Raw genomic sequence first — 16,830 nt, 5'->3', positions numbered from 1 at the left:
AGCCCCGCCGGCGCAGGCGGGGCTCCGTTCGTCCACGTCACGAAGTCGTACGCGTCACGAAGGTCTCGTCACGACCTGGGGCGGGCGAACCACCGCCCGGATTCGCGCTTCGCGAGCATCACGATCGAGATGATGCCGAGCGTGACCCAGATGAGGCCCAGGGGGATCGTCACCGCACCGAAGAGGATGAGGAAGCTCAGCCACACGATGCTGCCGACGCGCACGCCGCCCGCGCCCCTGCCGAACAGCGAGGCGAGGGCGATGCCCAGGAGCCCGTGCACGAGGAAGACGGCGACGACGACGGCCACGGCCCCGGCGGAGACGTCGAGGCCCGAGCTGTCCTGGAAGTCCCTCTCGAAGCGCTCCTTGTCCACCGCGATGCCGATGAGCAGCAGGATGGAGAGCAGGGACTGCAGCCCGCCGGCGACGAACATCATGACGCGGGCGGCGGTCGCCTTGCCCGGGATGCTCGTCGGGAAGCCGGCGTCGCCGTACGGGTCGGGGCCGCCCGGGTACGCGGGGTACGGCTGGCCGGCGGCGGGGTACTGCGGGTAGCCGTACGGCTGTTGCTGCTGCTGAGCCGGCTGCTGCGCCGCGTGCTGCTGCGGTGCCTGCTGTTCCTGCTCCTGCGCGCCCTTGGGCCCGCCGTAGGGGTTGTTCTGGTCGGGGAGGCTCACGGTGCCCTTCTTCCGCGGATGGGGACGTACTGACACACTGACCTGGCCCGAGGACGGCTGTCCAGACCGGCTGATTGGTCTGTTACCCGCAGCATCGGGGAGGATGGGCCCATGACCGCCCAGATTCTCGACGGCAGGGCCACCGCGGCCGCGATCAAGTCCGAGCTTGCCACGCGTGTGCAGGCGCTCAAGGGCCGGGGTGTCACGCCCGGCCTCGGTACCCTCCTGGTCGGCGACGACCCGGGCAGCCAGAAGTACGTCGCGGGCAAGCACCGCGACTGCGCCGAGATCGGCATCGCCTCGATCCAGCGCGAGCTGCCCGCGACCGCCACGCAGGCGCAGATCGAGGAGGTCGTCCAGGAGCTGAACGAGGACCCGGCCTGCACCGGCTACATCGTGCAGTTGCCGCTGCCGGGGGACGTCGACGAGAACCGGGTGCTGGAGCTGATCGACCCGGCCAAGGACGCCGACGGGCTGCACCCCACGAACCTCGGCCGGCTGGTGCTCAACGAGCCCGCGCCGCTGCCCTGTACGCCCAACGGCTGCATCCGGCTGCTGCGCCGGTTCGGCGTGGAGCTGAACGGTGCCCACGTCGTGGTGGTCGGGCGCGGCGTGACCATCGGGCGGTCGCTGCCGCTGATGCTGACCCGCAAGTCCGAGAACGCCACGGTCACCCAGTGCCACACCGGCACCCGCGACCTCGCCGGGCACCTGCGGCAGGCCGACATCGTCGTGGCCGCGGCCGGCTCGCCGCACCTGATCAAGCCGGCCGACATCCGGCCGGGCGCGGCCGTCCTCGACGTCGGCGTCAGCCGCGACGAGCGCGGCAAGATCGTCGGGGACGTGCACCCGGGCGTCGCGGACGTCGCGGGCTGGCTGTCGCCGAACCCGGGCGGGGTGGGGCCGATGACGCGGGCGATGCTGCTGGTCAACGTCGTGGAGGCGGCGGAGGTCGCGGCCGGCGTCGCCGGTGCCGCCGGGGCGAACGGGGCGGGCACGGCCGCGCCGGCGGTGCCGTGATGGCCCGCCGCACGGCGTTCCCGACCCGCGGCACGGTACGCCCCGAGGGCGGCGGCCGGGCGGCCTCCCGCCAGGCGCCGCCGCCGGTACGGCAGTGGCCGATACTCCTGGTGCTGGCGATAGCGGCGGCCGGGTTCGTCACCGTGGCCGCGGGCCCGTTCCGCGAGGGCACGCTGATCGTCGGCGGGGCGCTGCTCGTCGGCGGCGTGCTGCGCTGGCTGGTGCCGGAGGTGGGCATGCTGGCGGTGCGGTCCCGGTTCACCGACATCGTGACGTACGGGGTGCTGGGCCTGGCGATCGTGCTGCTGGCGCTGGTGGCGATGCCGGGCCCGTGGCTCGACGTGCCCTTCGTCGAGGACGCGGTCCACTTCTCCGTACGCTGACGGGCGCGGGCAGGGCCGCATCCGGCACCCGGGATCTCCACGTCCGTGCTGGCTGATGCGATGCTGGAGCGGGAGCGGGGCACGGGGACCGAGGGGGGCGAGGGAGGGGCGATGGCTCGCTGGAAGGAGCTGCCGGAGGATCTCGACCCGCAGATACGGGACTTCGCCGCACACCTGCGCCGGCTGGTCGACCGCAGCGGTCTGACGGTGGCCGAGATCGCGGACCGCACGGGGTACAGCAGGTCGTCGTGGGAACGGTACCTGGGCGGGCTGCTGATGCCGTCGTGGGAGTCGGTGGCCGCGTTCGCGGAGGTGACGGACGCGCAGGACGAGCAGCTCATGATCGAGTGGGGCGCGGCGGACCGCGCCTGGAGCCGCGCGGAGCTGCGGAACCGGTCGGCGCTGCGGGCCCTGCGCGCGGCCGAGCTGGGCCCGGACGACGCCCCGCCGCCGGCCGCCGGCCGGCAGGGCCGGGGGCTGCGGGGGGTCCTGGGCCGGGGCAGGCCGCGCGACGAGGAGATACCCGGCGCGGGGGACGGGCCTCGGCCGGGCGAGACACCCGCACGCGGGCGGACCGGGTGGGCGGCGGAGGGTGCGGAGAGGCCCGTACGCCCTGACGCCACCGAGCGCTCCGCGGTACGCCCCGGGCCTCCGCCGCCGCCCGAGCGGCGGGTACGGGGGGAGGAGCCGCCGGGGACGGCAAGACCGGAAGAGACCGAAGGCCCCGGCTCCGGCACGGAGGCCGACCCCGCCGACCCCGCCGACGCCCCCGACGCCGCCGACCCCGTCCGGGACATCGACGAGACCACCAAGCTCCGCGCAACCTCCCGCGCCACCCCGCCCGCCGACCCCGCCCGCGCCCCCGCGCCGGAACCGGCCGGGCCCGCCCGTACCCTCTCGGCGCCCGCCTCCGCCGCCCCCGAAACCCCGCCCGCGCCCGCCCGGCAGAACTGGCACCTGCGCCGCGTGCTCCTCGCCGGCCTCGTCACGCTGCTCCTCACGGGCAGCGTCGGCGGCGTCGCCTACGTCGGCCACGGCCTGATCTCCGACCCCGGCGTCGAGGAGCAGCAGCCCCGCGGCGACTCGCCGCCCGACTCCGGCCCGGCGGGCTCGGCGTCCGGCTCGCGATCCGGTGCGCCGTCCGCGTCCGAGGAGTTGCCCGAGGGCGTGGAGTGCCGCGGCGCCGACTGCACGGGCAAGGACCCCGACGAGATGGGCTGCGGCGGCGACTTCGCCCGTACGACCACGGAGACGACCATCGGCACCATGGTCCTGGAGATCCGTTACAGCGCGCCCTGCCGGGCGGCGTGGGCCCGGATCACCGCCGCGCAGCCCGGCTCGACCGTGACCGCCCTCGCCGAGGTGCCCGGCGAGGAGCCGGTCCGCCAGGACGCGTCGGCCGGCACCAGCGAGGGCTACACGGCCATGGTCGTCGCGGAGGATCTGGACACCGTACGGGCCTGCGCGGAGCTCCCCGACGGCACCGCGGCCTGCACGAAGGGCGCGCTGCCGTCGTAACGGAGCGCACGGCGCGCGCCCGCCGTCCCCGCCCGCGCCGGCCGCACCACCCCGCCCCGCGCGTGACCCGGCCCACCCGGGCCACCCTCCGGGCACTCCGTGCCAGTCCGATAGATTGACCTCCGGGGGCACGGCTGCCCTTGGCCGCCCGGGCCCCGCCAGCCCGTACGTCGCGCCCCCTCATCGGAGAGATCACCATGACCCGCACTCCCGACAGCCCCGTCACCGTCACCGTCACCGGCGCGGCCGGGCAGATCGGCTACGCGCTGCTCTTCCGTATCGCCTCCGGCCAGCTCCTCGGCATGGACGTGCCGGTCAAGCTGCGGCTGCTGGAGATCACCCCGGCCCTCGGCGCCGCCGAGGGCACCGCGATGGAGCTCGACGACTGCGCGTTCCCGCTGCTGCGCGGCATCGACATCAGCGACGACCCGAACGTCGCCTTCGCGGGCGCCAACGTCGCGCTGCTCGTCGGCGCCCGCCCGCGCACCAAGGGCATGGAGCGCGGCGACCTGCTGGAGGCGAACGGCGGCATCTTCAAGCCGCAGGGCAAGGCCATCAACGACCACGCCGCGGACGACATCAAGGTCCTGGTCGTCGGCAACCCCGCCAACACCAACGCGCTCATCGCCCGCGCCGCAGCCCCGGACGTGCCGGCCGAGCGGTTCACCGCGATGACCCGCCTCGACCACAACCGCGCGCTGTCGCAGCTCGCGAAGAAGACGGGCGCCGCGGTCGGCGACATCAGGAAGCTGACGATCTGGGGCAACCACTCCGCGACCCAGTACCCGGACGTCTTCCACGCCGAGATCGCCGGCAAGAACGCCGCCGAGGTCGTGGGCGACGAGAAGTGGCTGGCCGACGAGTTCATCCCGACCGTGGCCAAGCGCGGCGCGGCCATCATCGAGGCGCGCGGCGCCTCGTCGGCGGCGTCGGCGGCCAACGCCGCGGTGGACCACGTGTACTCGTGGGTCAACGGCACCGCGCAGGGCGACTGGGTGTCCATGGGCATCCCGTCGGACGGTTCGTACGGCGTGCCCGAGGGGCTGATCTCGTCGTACCCGGTGACCTGCGCGGATGGCGCGTACGAGATCGTGCAGGGGCTGGAGATCAACGAGTTCTCGCGGACCCGCATCGACGCCTCCGTGCAGGAGCTGGCGGAGGAGCGCGAAGCGGTACGCGCCCTCGGGCTGATCTGAGCGCCCCCCACGTCCTTCCGCCGCGGCGGGCTCTCCTCCGGGAGGGCCCGCCGCGGTCGTCGTGTGCGGGGTTGTTCGGTTACGGCGAACTGCGGGCAGTCCAGGGGCCGTCAGGTCTACCGCCCGTAGCCTGCTCGGTACCCCGGCCGGGGCCGGCCGGCCCCGACGGGGGTACCGGAACGGGCACATTCTTGACAGAAGCCTGACTCTGAGCTACTCCAGCGTTACGCTCGGTCTCACTCGAAAAGCGGACTTGGGGGACGAGTTGGTGCAGAGTGAAGACGTTGCGGCGGCGGCCGTGCCGCCGCCCGCCGCGCCGGTGACCACCGGGAGCGCGGCGCCCCGGCACAGCGAGGCGACCCGGCTGCTGTGCGCCGGGACCTACCTGGACCCGGTGTTCCGGCGCCGGGTGCTGCGGGAGTTGGTCGAGCACGGGGAGCGCACGGTCGCCCCTTCGCTCGGCATCGACGTCGTCGCCGTGCTCGGGCACGCGCTGCGCTCCCGGGGCCGCGAGGCGATGACGGCGCTGTGGGTGCTCGCGGTCTGGGCCGCGTTCGTGCTCTGCGACACGACGCTGGCCGGCGACGTGCCGTACGCGGGCGTGTGGGCGCTCTTCTACGCCGTACCGTGCCTCCTGCTGTGGATCGCGGCCGTGGTCGGCGGGCGCGGCGGGTTCGACGTCTACGGTGCGGGACCGCGCTCCGGCGGCGTGCGGCTCTGGCGCGGGCGCGTCCCCCTCGGGCTGGCGCTGCGGGTCCTGGCGTATGTCCAGATGGCCCTGTACTGGTACCTCGCCCTCTTCGTGCTCGCAGAGGGCGCGTGGACGGCGGTGGTCTTCCCGCTGCTGCTGGTGTGGCCGGTGTGGATGCACCGGATCTGGACGGAGCGGATCGCGCGCGACGAGCTGTCCCCCGCCGGGTTCCCCGGCGCGGCCCCGCCCACGCCGGCGGACCCGTACCAGCCGATCGCCGCGGCCATCGCCCACGAGCAGTACTCGCGGCTCACCGTCTACGACTTCGACCGCCCCTTCGTCGGCTACGGCATCCCGTACGAACCCTGGTCGCTGGCCGTGGAGCTGAAGCGGCGCCCGGGGGCGCCCGCCGGCGAGACGCTGACCAGCCGCCGGGTCGTCGAGCTGATCCTGCCGCGGCTCGGGGCGCTGCGCGACGCGACCGCCGCCGACAGCCGGGACCGGCTGAAGGACCTGGAGGTCGCCCACCTCGTGTACCTCCCCCCGCCCCCGCACCGCGGCGACGTGCGCCGCGACGACGCCACCGTCGACAGGCACGTCGGCGGCTCGGTCGACGAGGGCGGCGAGGCGCGCCGCTACTTCCTGCGCATCCGCGTGGGCGCGTGGTCGGAGCAGGTCGTGGTGACGATCCTGGTGCGGGTGCACACGCAGGGCGGGATGCTCGTGCTGGAGGTCGTGCCGCACGTCCTGCCCCCGGTCCGCCCGGAGTTCCGCGAGATCGACCGCCTCGCCGCCCGCGGCGGCGGCGCGCGGACCTTCGCCCGGTCGCTGCTGGCCGCGCCGGCGTCGTCGATCACGGCGGTCGTCGCGCTGTTCGGCACCGTGGCGTCGGTGTTCCGCACGTGGCTGGCCGACGCGCCGCGGCTGCCGGGGGAGGGGCCGGGGACGTCGGTGCGGGAACTGGGGGTGTCGCCGGACCTCTCGCTGTTCCAGACGATGGACGTGAGCCGGTACGTGAAGACGGTCCGCGACCGCATCGCGAGCGGGGTGACGGAGGCGCTGCGCGAAAGCGGATACGAGACGGGGGAGTTCGAGCAGTACATCGTCAACGTGAACGAGGGCGGCGTGTACATCGGCGCGATGAGCGGCGGTGCGGTGGCGTCGGGCCGCGGGGCGACGGCGACGGTGCGGAGCGACGCGGGAGGGGCGGGGGCGTGAGCGGTACGGCGGAGGACGACCGGGGAGAGGCGGGGCCGGGTGTGAACGAGCGGGACGACGAGGCGGTACGGGACGGGGGCGCCGGCCGGGACGAGGGTGCCGGACGGGACGAGGGTGCAGGACGGGACGGGGCCGGTGCCGGCGGCGGGGTGCAGATCGGGCACCTGAGCGGGGGCGCGGTGGCCGCGGGGGACGGGGCCCGCGCGGAGGACCGCAGCCGGCGGCCGGCCGCGCCGGCCGGCGCGGAGGTACCGGGGCTGCCGGGCCTGCCGGCGGCGCCGGTGGCCCCGGGGGCGCCCCCGGCGCCGGTGGCTCCGCCGCCGGCTGTGCCGCCGCCCTTGCCCGGAGGGATCAGTATCGGCACGATGTCGGGCGGCGCCGCGGCCCAGGGGCTGCGGGCGCAGGCCGTCGACTCCTCGGTAAGGTTCGGCGCGCCGGCGGACGCCGAGGCACTGGTGGCGAGTCTCCGCGCGCTGCGGGCCGAGCTGCTGACGCAGCCGCCCTCGGAGACGGCCGTCGCCGACGAGCGGGAGCTGATCGAGCTGGAGAACGAGGCGCGGGCCGGCCGCGGGGACCGTACCCGGCTGGAACGGCTGCGGGACCGGCTGGAGTTGGGCCAGATCGCCGCCACGGGCAGCGCCGCCGCGGCGGCGGCGCTGGAGTCGATCGGCCGGCTGCTCGGCTGAGAGCCGGGCGGGGGGGACAGGGGAGAGACGGATGAGCGCCGGGTCGTACTGGGACGAGGACACGCAGCAGTGGCTGCAGGGACCCGCGGTCCCCCCACCTCCGGCGACGCCCCCGCCCCCGTCGGCACCGCCCACCCCACCGCCGCCGCTGCCGGACGCGCCCCCGGTGGACGAGGTGCGGGATGCCGTACCCGGCGAGCCGCCCCCGCGGGTGCCGGCCCCGGAGGTGCCGGATCAGCCCGCCGGAGACGAGACGCCCGACACCGCCGCGGGGTCCCCGCGGGATGCGGAGGGAGGGGTACGGGACGCGGAGGTCCGGCCGGGGGAGGACGAGGGCGCCGGTGCCGCCGCGGAGATTCCGCCGCCCGCGGAGGGCGGGGTACAGGACACGGTGCCGGCGGCGGGGCCCGGGGAGGGCGGAGCCTCGGACCCGGCGGCCCGGGCGCCCGGGGAGGGCGAGGACGCCGAGCCCGTTCGGGACCGGGCGGACTCGGCCCGAGAACTGTCCGCGGCCGGCGGCACCCCCGCGGCCGGTGGCACCCCCGCGGCCGGTGGCACCCCCGCGGCCGGCGGCACGCCCGCGGCGGCCGGCGCCGACACGCCGGGATCCGGCCGTCCCGCCGTGGTCGAGGCCCCCGGGGCAGGCGCGGCCGACCCGGTCGGCGCCACGGCCACGCCCCCGGAAGACGAGACTCCGGGGGCCGCCTCCGACGCGGCGGACCCGCCGCGGCCGGATCCGGGCCCGGAGGACGAGATCCCCGCCGCGGCGGACGGGCCCCGCGATCGCCCGCCCGCCGACGCCGCGTCTGACGACCGCGCCGACGAGACGACCGGAGACGGGGGCGACGGGCCGTCGGACTCATCGACCACGGCGGTGCCGGCGGTGCCGGCGGCGCCGCGGGAGTGGTGGGAGGACCGGACCGCCGAGGCGCCGTCCGCCGGGCCCGGCTGGGCCGCGGCAGCCGCGGCCGACGCGCCCCCGTGGCCCTCCGGGGCGCCCGGCGAATCGGCGGACCCCGGTGCCGGGCCACCGCCGTCCACGGCACCCGGCCTGCCCGCCGGCCCCGGCTCGTTGCCACCGCCCGCGACCGCGCCCGACTGGCCCGGGGAGCCCGCTGCCGCCGCACCACCGCTGACCGCGCCCGACTGGTCGGGAGGCCCCGAGGTGCCGCCGCCGCCCGCCACCGCGCCCGACCCGGGCGCGGAGCGGTGGCCCGGTGCGGTGCCTCCGCCGCCGGGCCCGGTGCCCGCCATGCCCGACCTGCCGACGCGGTCGGCCACCCCGCCGCCAGGACCCGACTACCCGGCGGCGTCCGGCCCCGACTACCCGGGGGCGCCCGTACCCGCGTACCCGGCGGCGTACGGAGAGGCCCACGGCCACGGCCACCCCGCCGCGTACGACCCCTACGCCGCCGGTCACGCCGCCGGCCACACCCCGTATCCCGGCTTCGAACCCGGCGGCGGGTACGACCGCCCGCCGCGGCGCCGCGGGGTGGTCGCGGCGGTGGTGGGGCTCGCAGTGATCGTCGCCGGCGGGCTCGTCGCCGGCGGCTGGCTGCTGTTCGGCGGAGAGACAGACGGCGACGGCGAGAAGGCGGCGAAGCCGCAACGCGGCGCCGCGGCGGAGCCGAAGTCGCCGAGGGAGGACTCCGCGCCGCCGTCCGCATCGCCGTCGCCGTCCCCCTCGGAGCCCGCCGTGCCGCCCGGCTACGTCCTCGCCACCGAGGACGGCTACTCCCTCGCCGTACCCGAGGACTGGCAGCGGCGTACCGACGGCGTCTCCGTCTTCTATGAAGAGCCGTTCGCAAACGGCGCGTTCCTCCAGGTCTACGAGGTGACCGAGGAGGTCAGCCCGTACGAGGCGGTGCAGATCATCGAAGCCACCAAGCAGAACGCCGAGGGCTACCGGCGCAACGACCTGGCGGACCTGGGCACCGCCGCGGAGTACGACTACTCGTACACCGACGAGCAACTCGGCCCGCGGCGCGTCCTGTTGCACGACCGCGAGACCGCGGACGGAAGGATGTACGCGCTCCTCGTCTCCGGCCCGGAGGCGGACTGGCCGCGGCAGCGGGAGATCGTCGACGAGATGGCGGAGTCGTTCTGCACGGAGGCGGACTGCCCGGTGCCCGGCGGGGTCTGACGCGCCCCCTCATCCCCCGCCGACCACGTCCACGTCTACCCGGTCCGTACGGCGAACAGCCGGCTCACGCCTGCTGTTCGTACTGACCCGGCTGGTAGTCCCCCGCCTTCGTCCTGCTCGTCACGGCCATCCGGTTCCACGCGTTGATCACCGTCAGCACCCCGATCAGCCGCGCGAGCTCCTGCTCGTCGAAGTGCACCGCCGCCCGCTCGTACACCGCGTCCGGGACGAACCCGTCCGTCAGCACCGTCACCGCCTCGGTCAGGGCCAGGGCCGCCTGCTCCTTCTCCGTGTACAGATGCGGCACCTCCTCCCACGCGTTCAGGAGGTACAGGCGCTGCTCGGTCTCGCCGGCCGCGCGCGCGTCCTTGGAGTGCATGTCGATGCAGAACGCGCAGTGGTTGATCTGGGACGCCCGGAGCTTCACCAGCTCGAAGACGACCGGGTCGAGATCCTTCTTGGCCGCCTGTTCCATCCTGACCAGGGCGCGGTAGAGGTCGGGTGCGAGGGAGAAGATGTCGAGACGCTGTGTCATGTCTCCCACGCTAGGTCTTCATATCCCAGAGGTATGGTCCACTTCCATGGCGGATTCATGGGCCACTTCACCGCAGCTCCGGGACTTCCACCGCTCCCTCGACCTGCACGTCGAGGTGCGCGCCGGCACCCGCGGCGCCGGCGCCGCGCTGATCAGGTCGCTGCGCGACGCGGTACGCACCGGCCGGCTCGCGCCCGGCACCCGGCTGCCGTCGTCCCGGGCGCTCGCCGCCGACCTGGGTGTGGCGCGCAACACGGTCGCCGACGCGTACGCCGAGCTGGTCGCCGAGGGCTGGCTCACCGCCCGGCAGGGCTCCGGCACCCGCGTCGCGGCCCGCAGCGAGCCCCGCCGGGCCAGGGCCGGGGCGCGGGCCCGGGCCCGGGCGAACGAGCCGCCGCCGCACGCGCTCGACCGGCAGGCGACGTACAACCTCCTGCCCGGCGCCCCCGACGTGGCCCGCTTCCCCCGGGCCGCGTGGGCCGCCGCCGCGCGGCGGGCGCTGACGGCGGCGCCCTCGGCGGCGTTCGGGCACCAGGGGCCGGGCGGGCGGGTGGAGCTGCGGCGTGCGCTGGCCGGGTATCTGGCGCGGGTGCGCGGGGTGTACGCGGAGCCGGAGCGGATCGCGGTCTGCGCCGGGTTCACCGGCGGGCTGGGGCTGCTGGCGGAGGTGCTGAGGGCCGAGGGCGCACGGCGCGTCGCGGTCGAGCCGTACGGGCTCGGACTGCACCGCCGCCTCCTCACCGAGGCCGGGCTGCGGACGGTGCCGCTGCCGTACGACGACGAGGGCATCGCCACCGCCGCGCTGCCCGCGACCGGCGCGGGCGCCGCGCTCCTCACCCCGGCGCACCAGTTCCCCACCGGCGTCCCCCTCGCCCCGGAGCGGCGCGCGGCGGCCGTCGACTGGGCGCGGGCGACGGGCGGGGTGGTGCTGGACGACGACTACGACGGCGAGTTCCGCTACGACCGGCAGCCGGTGGGGGCGCTGCAGTCCCTCGACCCGGAGCACGTGGTGCACCTGGGCACGGTCAGCAAGAGCCTGTCGCCCGCGCTGCGGCTGGGCTGGATGGTGCTGCCGGAGCGGCTGCTGCGCGGGGTGCACGCGGTGCAGTCGCTGAGCCGTACGCCGCCGGGGGTGGTGGACCAGCTCACGCTCGCGGAGTTCCTCGACTCCGGCGGCTACGACCGCCACGTACGCGCGGCCCGCCAGCGCTACCGCCGCCGCCGCGACCGCCTCGTCGCCGAGCTGGCCCGGCGGGCGCCCCGGGCGCGGGTGACCGGGATAGCGGCGGGCCTGCACGCCGTCGTACGGCTCCCGCCGGGCACCGAGCGCGGGGTGCTGGCGCGGGCGGCGCGCGAGGGGCTGGCGGTGGCCCGGCTGGGGGCGTACGAGTACGGCAGCGCGGCGTGGGAGGAGGGCGGCGACTTCACGGCCCCGGCCCCGGCGGAGGAGGCGCCGGGGGCGCAGGGAGAGGCGCTGGTGGTGGGGTACGGGACGCCGCCGGACCACCTGTACCCGGGAGCGCTGGGGGCGCTGTGCCGGGTGCTGGAGGCGGAGACGTAGGCCCTACGGGGCGCGCTCCCCTCCTCACGCCCGGGGTGACGCCAGCCGCACCAGCGTGATGTCCGAGGGCGCCCCCACGCGTACGGGCGGACCCCATGCCCCCGCGCCGCGCGTGACGTACAACTGCGTGTCCCCGTACCGCTCAAGACCGGCCAGCGTCGGGTTCGCCGCCTGGGCGACGTACGTGGCGGGCCACATTTGCCCGCCGTGCGTGTGGCCGGACAACTGCAGGTCGACGCCGTGGTCCACCGCGTCGTGGATCATGACCGGCTGGTGCGCCATGAGCACCGAGGCGCGGGAGGTGTCGCGGTCGCCGAGTGCGCGCGCGAAGTCCGGGGCCCGGCCGACGTCCTCGCCGGAGACGTCGTTGACGCCGGCGAGGTCGAAGCCGGCCAGCTCGGTGCGGGCGTTCTCCAGCGGGTGCAGGCCGAGTTCGCGGAGGTGGTCGAGCCACTCGGCGGCGCCGTCGGCGCCGGCGAAGTACTCGTGGTTGCCGGTGACGAAGTACGACCCGTCGCGTGCCTCCAACTGCCCCAGCGGCTCCGCGGCGTTGCCGAGGTGGTCGACGGAGCCGTCGACGAGGTCGCCGACGATGGCGACGAGGTCGGGGCGCTGGGCGTTGATGGTGTCGACGATCCGCTGGGTGTGCCCGCGGCCGAGGACGGGGCCCAGGTGGATGTCGCTGACGACGGCGATGCGGTAGCCGTCGGCGGACGCGGGCAACTTGGCCAGCGGGACGGTGACGTTCTTCACCCTGGGCGCGCGGCCGAGCACGCCGTACGCCCCGTACGCGACGGTCCCGGCGGCGACGGCGGTGGCGCCGATCGCGACGGTACGGGCGACGAAGAGCCGCCGCGACACGTCGGCGGCGGTCCGGGGGCCGGGGCGGCCGGAGAGCCCGTCGGAGGCAGCGGAATCCACGGCGCCGGGCCGGTCGTCCGACGCGGCGCGGTCCGCGACACCACCAGCCCCCTCCACGCCGCCGGAACCGCCGGAGCCCGCTGCCCCACCGGCCTCCCGCCCGCCGCCCGGTCCCGCCGCACTACCCGCTCCCGCCGTGCTGCCGGCGTCCACGAGCCCGGTGACCGGCTCCAGCCGCAGGGGCCCCGTGGCGCCCGTCGCCCCCGCACCGCCACCGCCCGCGACCGGCTCGCCGTCCGCCGCCTCCGTCGCCGCCACCTGCTGCGCGAGGGCGGCGACGGCCGCCTCGCGCTCCGCCTCCGCCACCGGCGCGGCTGCGCCCGCACCACCGGCGGCACCCTGCTCCCGGCCCCGCGCCCGCCGCTCCAGCACCCGCAGCAGCACCGGCCGCACCACTTCGCCCACCGCCAGCGCCAGCAGCAGATACAGCAGCAGCGCCAGCCACATCAGCCCGGGCCACGCCAGCGTCCGCTGCACGACCATCGGCGCCCCGGCCCGCTCCGAGGCCAGGGTCGCGACGGCCATCAGCGGCAGCAGCACCACCGCCGACGTCGCCAGCCGCCGCGGCCAGCCGCCGCGCCGCATGGTGTCGCGGACCAGCCGCCGCCACACGTACCAGTGCGCCCCGGCGACGAGCAGCAGCATCCCGATCGCAATGAGCACGAACACGACCACCACGGCCTACCTCCCAGCCCCGGCCGCGGCCCCCCGCACACCCCCGCCGGCGCCGGCCGCCCCGCCGCCGTCGCCGTCCGCGGCCCCGCCGCTGTCGCCGTCTGCCGTGCCGCCGCCGTCAGGCGCGCCACCGTCGCCGGCCCGCCGCGCGGCCCGTACGCCCCGCAGACCGAGCCACCCGATCGTCGTCCCCAGCGCGAAGGACGCCACGGCGAGCGTGAGGTGGACCCAGAAGTACCCTGTGGGGTCGCCGTCCTCGAAGGCCAGCCCGCTGGAGTCCTTCCACAGATTCCGGACGAACGTGATCCAGACGAACCAGGACCACCCGCCGAAGGCGAGCAGAAACCACGAGGCGCGGCGCGAGAGGTGCATGCGCCTAGCCTCGCACCCCTCCGCCCGCGGCGGCGCCCGGGGTTCTGTGAGTCCCCATGAGTCACACACCCCCCGAACAAGGTGCGAAGGCTCCCGCAAGGTGGGACTGCGCCCCCCGGTTCATCATTCCTAAGGCCGGGCTGGACCAGGCGATAGCCCGCGAACGTGTCTGGAACGTGGCCAAGAACGCGGCTCAGGATGCCGCAGGGCAGGTGGTCAGCCGCGTACGAACGAGCGCTCGCAGCATCGCGGCGCCCGTCCCCACCGCTGCAAGGTGCAGGACCGCCGCGAGCGCGAGGTTTTCCGGCATGGCCGCATCGGCCGGCTGCGCGACCGCCAGGTACAGGGTGAACGGAAGCTTCCAGCCGCTCCAGGCGAACAACGAGCCCGAGCCGAGCCAGCCGAACACCATCGGGCCCCATCGGGGGACTCGTGCGGGTCGGCCTCGGACGGCAGCCCAGGTGGCGGCGGACGCCACGAAGGCCCAGAGCCCGAAGACGCCGGACAGCACATGCCAAGCGAGGTCCCGCTCGTCGCGGTGGGCGACCCCTGCGGCGCCGCCCACCGCCCAGTACAGCCAGATGAGACCGACTGCGGCGCCGACCACCGTCATCCATGGCAGCGCCCTTGGCGAGCCTTCCCCACGGTCGCCGAGCCGACCTGCGAACGCGTCCGGCCAGCGCCGCCGCAAGTACGTGGGCAACGCGATGGCCAGACCCAGCCCCATGCCTACGAACCCGATCTGAACCAGCGCGGCCTCCCAGACCGGCATCGACGGGCCTGCGTCACTCCCGCTCTCCGGATTGCCATCCTCCGAGCCCAGCAGCGAACTGAGAACGGCGTATGGCAGCACCGGGACGAGGAACCCCGTCCCAACCCAAGCGCAGAAAGCCAACGGCGCTGCCGGTATGCGCAACCCCCACGGCCGCACCAGCGCGAGCGCCACCGCGATCCCGATCCCTGCCATACCGATCGTGGCGCTGTTGAGCACCACCCACTCCGCCTTGCCGAATCCGGTCCCGACCGGCAGCAGCCCCAAGAGCGAACCGACCACCCACGACACCTTGATCAGCAGGTAGGGCGTCAGCGCCAGCGCTGCCCCATACCCCGCGACCCGCCCAGCCCGATCCCATCGATCCACTTGAACTCCCAATTCAAGCAACGGAGTTCAACTCTCATTCACCACTGCCCCCACGGCGTCAACCGCCGGGCGCATCCGTGTCATCACTCAGGAGGAGTGAGAATCAGCCGACGGGAGCACACAAAGCTGCTGGGGCACGAGGAGCCGCCGATTCGAGCCCTCAGCCAGCCAGATGCAGCGCTTAAGTCGCACCCTTGATCATCTAGACCTGCTGGCGTGGATGCCCATGCTCGCCCTGACCGGCGAACCCCGCGGGTGGGAGTCCTGGCTGACCAGCACGTGCCTGTCCCCCCGAGCGGCATGACCCCGCCCGGAACCGTGGAATGCGGCGCCCAGCCGACGCGACAGCCGGGCCATCAGCCTGTCGGCAATCAGGCACAGAACGCGAAACCTTCCGCCGACCCCGCCCGCGGACCGTCACGAAAGATTGAAGCTAGCTGTCTCCCATGAAGATCCGCTGAAAATCGGCCGGGTCTGCGGTCGTGATCTGGTCGGGATCGGGAGAGGTGATCGCCACCGCGACGCCGAAGTCCCAGAACTCGGTGAACGTCCAGATCTGACGATTGCCGACGGCGTTCTGGATCGCGATCCGGCGCGCCAGGCCCGCGTCGTCCAGCCACACCTCTGCCGGCAGCTCGCGCAAGCGACGGAGTGGCCCTTCCGGCACTCCGATCCCCGTGGGCAGGAGCTCGTCCGCCGCCACGAGATCGACGGTGAGCCGATAGTGAGTGGTGTCGGCATCACGGATGGTGTCCGTACCGGCCTCGATGATGTCATCACTGGCACCGAACAGGGCATCCAGTGGCCAGAGCGGATCCTGATGGCCGCGTGAGCCGTCCCGGTCACCGTCGGTGAAGGCGAGCCAGGAATCACCCGAACGCATCAACTCGGTCGCTCCGTCGTAGAGCATCTCGTGCGGTCTGGTGAACGCCTCTGGCACGTTCTGCAGGCCATCCCGGACATGCCCGGGCAAGAAAAACCGGGACACCTGCGCCACGCGGGCCGCGAAATCGACCACGCCCTCGCCGAGCTGGTCCCGCTCCTCGAGTGTTGGCGCACCGAAATGCAACCCATACGACAACCGCGCCGAACCGGCCGCCGAGGTACGCGCAGCAGCGGCCTGTACGCGAGCAGTGACGGCCTCGAAACTCCCCGCCATGATCCGATCCCCTCGTCGCGAATAACCAAGCTACCCGGCTCGGAGACCTCAGAAGAGCCCCGGCGCACGCCGGACGTGAGCAGCCCGCATCCTGCTCCGATGATCCCGGTCGGGCCAGAACTCGCTGGAACCAATTTCGTGATCAACCAGGTGGGGTCACAACTCGTCCGAGGGTGCGGCCAGATCACCCGCTACTGAGCGGTCTTCTTGGGCCGAGTTCACGAACTCGACCACCAAATCATCCGACAGCGCGTTCAGAACGGCGGCTTACCGGAGTAGATGTGTGCTGCCAAAGTGCTGTTCCGCGTCTTGTGCGTCAGGTTCCGTACCGTTTCCAGTCCGTGCAGTTGGCGATATCAGAATTGACCCAGTCGCACACTTTGAAGTAGACCCACTTCTCGGTAGAGTTGTTTGTACTGTGACCCCAGAAATCGTCGCCGTCGGGCGGGATCGGGATGACATATGGGCTCTTGTCGGAGTAGAACGAGTGCTTGACGGTACAATGCTTCCCGTCGCCCACGTCACGGTCATCGATGTAGAACGCGTTCGTGGGTGCAACCCACTTCGCGGCACAGTCGTGGCTCTTCGATTCGATGTAGGGCGAGCTATCCGCGGACGCCGGCCCGCTCATGACCCCCGCCGCGGCAGACGCGGTCACCAGGCCCACGGCAACGCGCCCCAGGGCCCGCTTCACTCCTGCTTTCACCAAAAAAATTCCTCCCTCATCGGCGTGACATGTCACCCCCAGCAGCCTGCCGGAAGCATCTTGACAAAAGCTTGATAAAACCTGATCAGGCGCCGAGACCACGAGGCGGCATCGGACGGTCAGTGCTTCACGAATGCGAGGAACATCCGCCAGGAACTGGCAGGCCGTCGAACCCAGGGTGCACGAGGGTGAGGGCCACACCTTCGATCCTCAGGGTCCCGTCTCGAC

The 16,830-nt window shown here is 74.3% G+C and carries 13 protein-coding genes and 2 pseudogenes; 8 read left to right on the top strand and 7 right to left on the bottom strand.

The window, feature by feature from the left end; all coding sequences use genetic code 11:
* Positions 1–68 precede the first annotated feature (68 nt).
* Positions 69–677: a hypothetical protein gene (locus tag O7599_RS14440; RefSeq protein ID WP_281622566.1), complete on the bottom strand. Its 609-nt coding sequence runs from the start codon at positions 675–677 to the stop codon at positions 69–71.
* A gap of 111 nt (positions 678–788) precedes the next feature.
* Here O7599_RS14440 and O7599_RS14435 point away from each other — a divergent pair, with 111 nt between their 5' ends.
* From O7599_RS14435 to O7599_RS14405, 7 genes and pseudogenes are all read left to right on the top strand, one after another.
* Positions 789–1,697 carry a bifunctional methylenetetrahydrofolate dehydrogenase/methenyltetrahydrofolate cyclohydrolase gene (locus O7599_RS14435; RefSeq protein WP_281622565.1) on the top strand — a complete coding sequence of 303 codons (909 nt, stop codon included), beginning with the start codon at positions 789–791 and terminating at the stop codon, positions 1,695–1,697.
* A gap of 23 nt (positions 1,698–1,720) precedes the next feature.
* Positions 1,721–2,080 (top strand): annotated as a pseudogene (locus tag O7599_RS14430) (DUF3017 domain-containing protein); the annotation flags it as partial.
* Positions 2,081–2,191: 111 nt separating this feature from the next.
* A complete protein-coding gene (locus tag O7599_RS14425) occupies positions 2,192–3,598 on the top strand; it encodes an XRE family transcriptional regulator (protein WP_281622564.1) in 1,407 nt (468 codons plus the stop codon).
* A gap of 197 nt (positions 3,599–3,795) precedes the next feature.
* Entirely contained in the window at positions 3,796–4,794 is a 999-nt protein-coding gene (locus O7599_RS14420; RefSeq protein ID WP_281622563.1) for a malate dehydrogenase, read from the top strand.
* Positions 4,795–5,062: 268 nt separating this feature from the next.
* On the top strand, positions 5,063–6,703 hold the full coding sequence (locus O7599_RS14415; protein WP_281622562.1) for a hypothetical protein: 1,641 nt from the start codon (positions 5,063–5,065) through the stop codon (positions 6,701–6,703).
* The gene (locus O7599_RS14410; protein WP_281622561.1) at positions 6,700–7,389 is read left to right on the top strand and encodes a hypothetical protein; all 690 of its coding nucleotides are present in this window, start codon (positions 6,700–6,702) and stop codon (positions 7,387–7,389) included. The genes O7599_RS14415 and O7599_RS14410 overlap by 4 nt, the downstream gene beginning before the upstream one ends.
* Positions 7,390–7,420: 31 nt before the next feature.
* Positions 7,421–9,532: a PsbP-related protein gene (locus tag O7599_RS14405; protein ID WP_281622560.1), complete on the top strand. Its 2,112-nt coding sequence runs from the start codon at positions 7,421–7,423 to the stop codon at positions 9,530–9,532.
* 64 nt (positions 9,533–9,596) lie between these two features.
* On the opposite strand, the gene O7599_RS14400 is transcribed toward O7599_RS14405, so the two are convergent.
* Positions 9,597–10,067: a carboxymuconolactone decarboxylase family protein gene (locus tag O7599_RS14400; RefSeq protein WP_281622559.1), complete on the bottom strand. Its 471-nt coding sequence runs from the start codon at positions 10,065–10,067 to the stop codon at positions 9,597–9,599.
* Positions 10,068–10,113: 46 nt separating this feature from the next.
* Between O7599_RS14400 and O7599_RS14395 the strand changes: the two genes are divergently transcribed.
* Positions 10,114–11,628, top strand: a complete 1,515-nt coding sequence (locus tag O7599_RS14395) for a PLP-dependent aminotransferase family protein (RefSeq protein ID WP_281622558.1) — start codon at positions 10,114–10,116, stop codon at positions 11,626–11,628.
* Between the two features lie 24 nt (positions 11,629–11,652).
* Here O7599_RS14395 and O7599_RS14390 read toward each other — a convergent pair whose 3' ends face one another.
* The 5 genes and pseudogenes from O7599_RS14390 to O7599_RS14370 form a co-directional block, all read right to left on the bottom strand.
* Positions 11,653–13,194 (bottom strand): metallophosphoesterase, encoded by a 1,542-nt coding sequence (locus tag O7599_RS14390; protein WP_281623383.1) that lies wholly within the window; start codon positions 13,192–13,194, stop codon positions 11,653–11,655.
* Positions 13,195–13,365: 171 nt separating this feature from the next.
* Positions 13,366–13,596, bottom strand: a pseudogene (locus O7599_RS36895) (hypothetical protein); the annotation flags it as partial.
* A gap of 193 nt (positions 13,597–13,789) precedes the next feature.
* Positions 13,790–14,737 carry a hypothetical protein gene (locus tag O7599_RS14380; protein WP_281622556.1) on the bottom strand — a complete coding sequence of 316 codons (948 nt, stop codon included), beginning with the start codon at positions 14,735–14,737 and terminating at the stop codon, positions 13,790–13,792.
* A gap of 433 nt (positions 14,738–15,170) precedes the next feature.
* Positions 15,171–15,896 carry a hypothetical protein gene (locus O7599_RS14375; protein WP_281622555.1) on the bottom strand — a complete coding sequence of 242 codons (726 nt, stop codon included), beginning with the start codon at positions 15,894–15,896 and terminating at the stop codon, positions 15,171–15,173.
* 316 nt (positions 15,897–16,212) lie between these two features.
* Positions 16,213–16,602: a hypothetical protein gene (locus O7599_RS14370; RefSeq protein ID WP_281622554.1), complete on the bottom strand. Its 390-nt coding sequence runs from the start codon at positions 16,600–16,602 to the stop codon at positions 16,213–16,215.
* Positions 16,603–16,830: the final 228 nt, after the last annotated feature.

The organism is Streptomyces sp. WMMC500, assembly GCF_027497195.1.
In the GTDB taxonomy this organism is placed as follows: Bacteria; Actinomycetota; Actinomycetes; order Streptomycetales; family Streptomycetaceae; genus Streptomyces.
Note: the sequence above shows the minus strand (reverse complement) of the source record. Positions and strands in the feature narration are given on the sequence as shown.

Bases quoted from the DNA above. Each gene is read 5' to 3' on its own strand.
- O7599_RS14435 (WP_281622565.1), top strand. From the start codon at position 789: ATGACCGCCCAGATTCTCGACGGCAGGGCCACCGCGGCCGCGATCAAG.
- O7599_RS14425 (WP_281622564.1), top strand. From the start codon at position 2,192: ATGGCTCGCTGGAAGGAGCTGCCGGAGGATCTCGACCCGCAGATACGG.
- O7599_RS14420 (WP_281622563.1), top strand. From the start codon at position 3,796: ATGACCCGCACTCCCGACAGCCCCGTCACCGTCACCGTCACCGGCGCG.
- O7599_RS14405 (WP_281622560.1), top strand. From the start codon at position 7,421: ATGAGCGCCGGGTCGTACTGGGACGAGGACACGCAGCAGTGGCTGCAG.
- O7599_RS14400 (WP_281622559.1), bottom strand. From the start codon at position 10,067: ATGACACAGCGTCTCGACATCTTCTCCCTCGCACCCGACCTCTACCGC.
- O7599_RS14395 (WP_281622558.1), top strand. From the start codon at position 10,114: ATGGCGGATTCATGGGCCACTTCACCGCAGCTCCGGGACTTCCACCGC.
- O7599_RS14390 (WP_281623383.1), bottom strand. From the start codon at position 13,194: ATGCTGCTGCTCGTCGCCGGGGCGCACTGGTACGTGTGGCGGCGGCTG.
- O7599_RS14375 (WP_281622555.1), bottom strand. From the start codon at position 15,896: ATGGCGGGGAGTTTCGAGGCCGTCACTGCTCGCGTACAGGCCGCTGCT.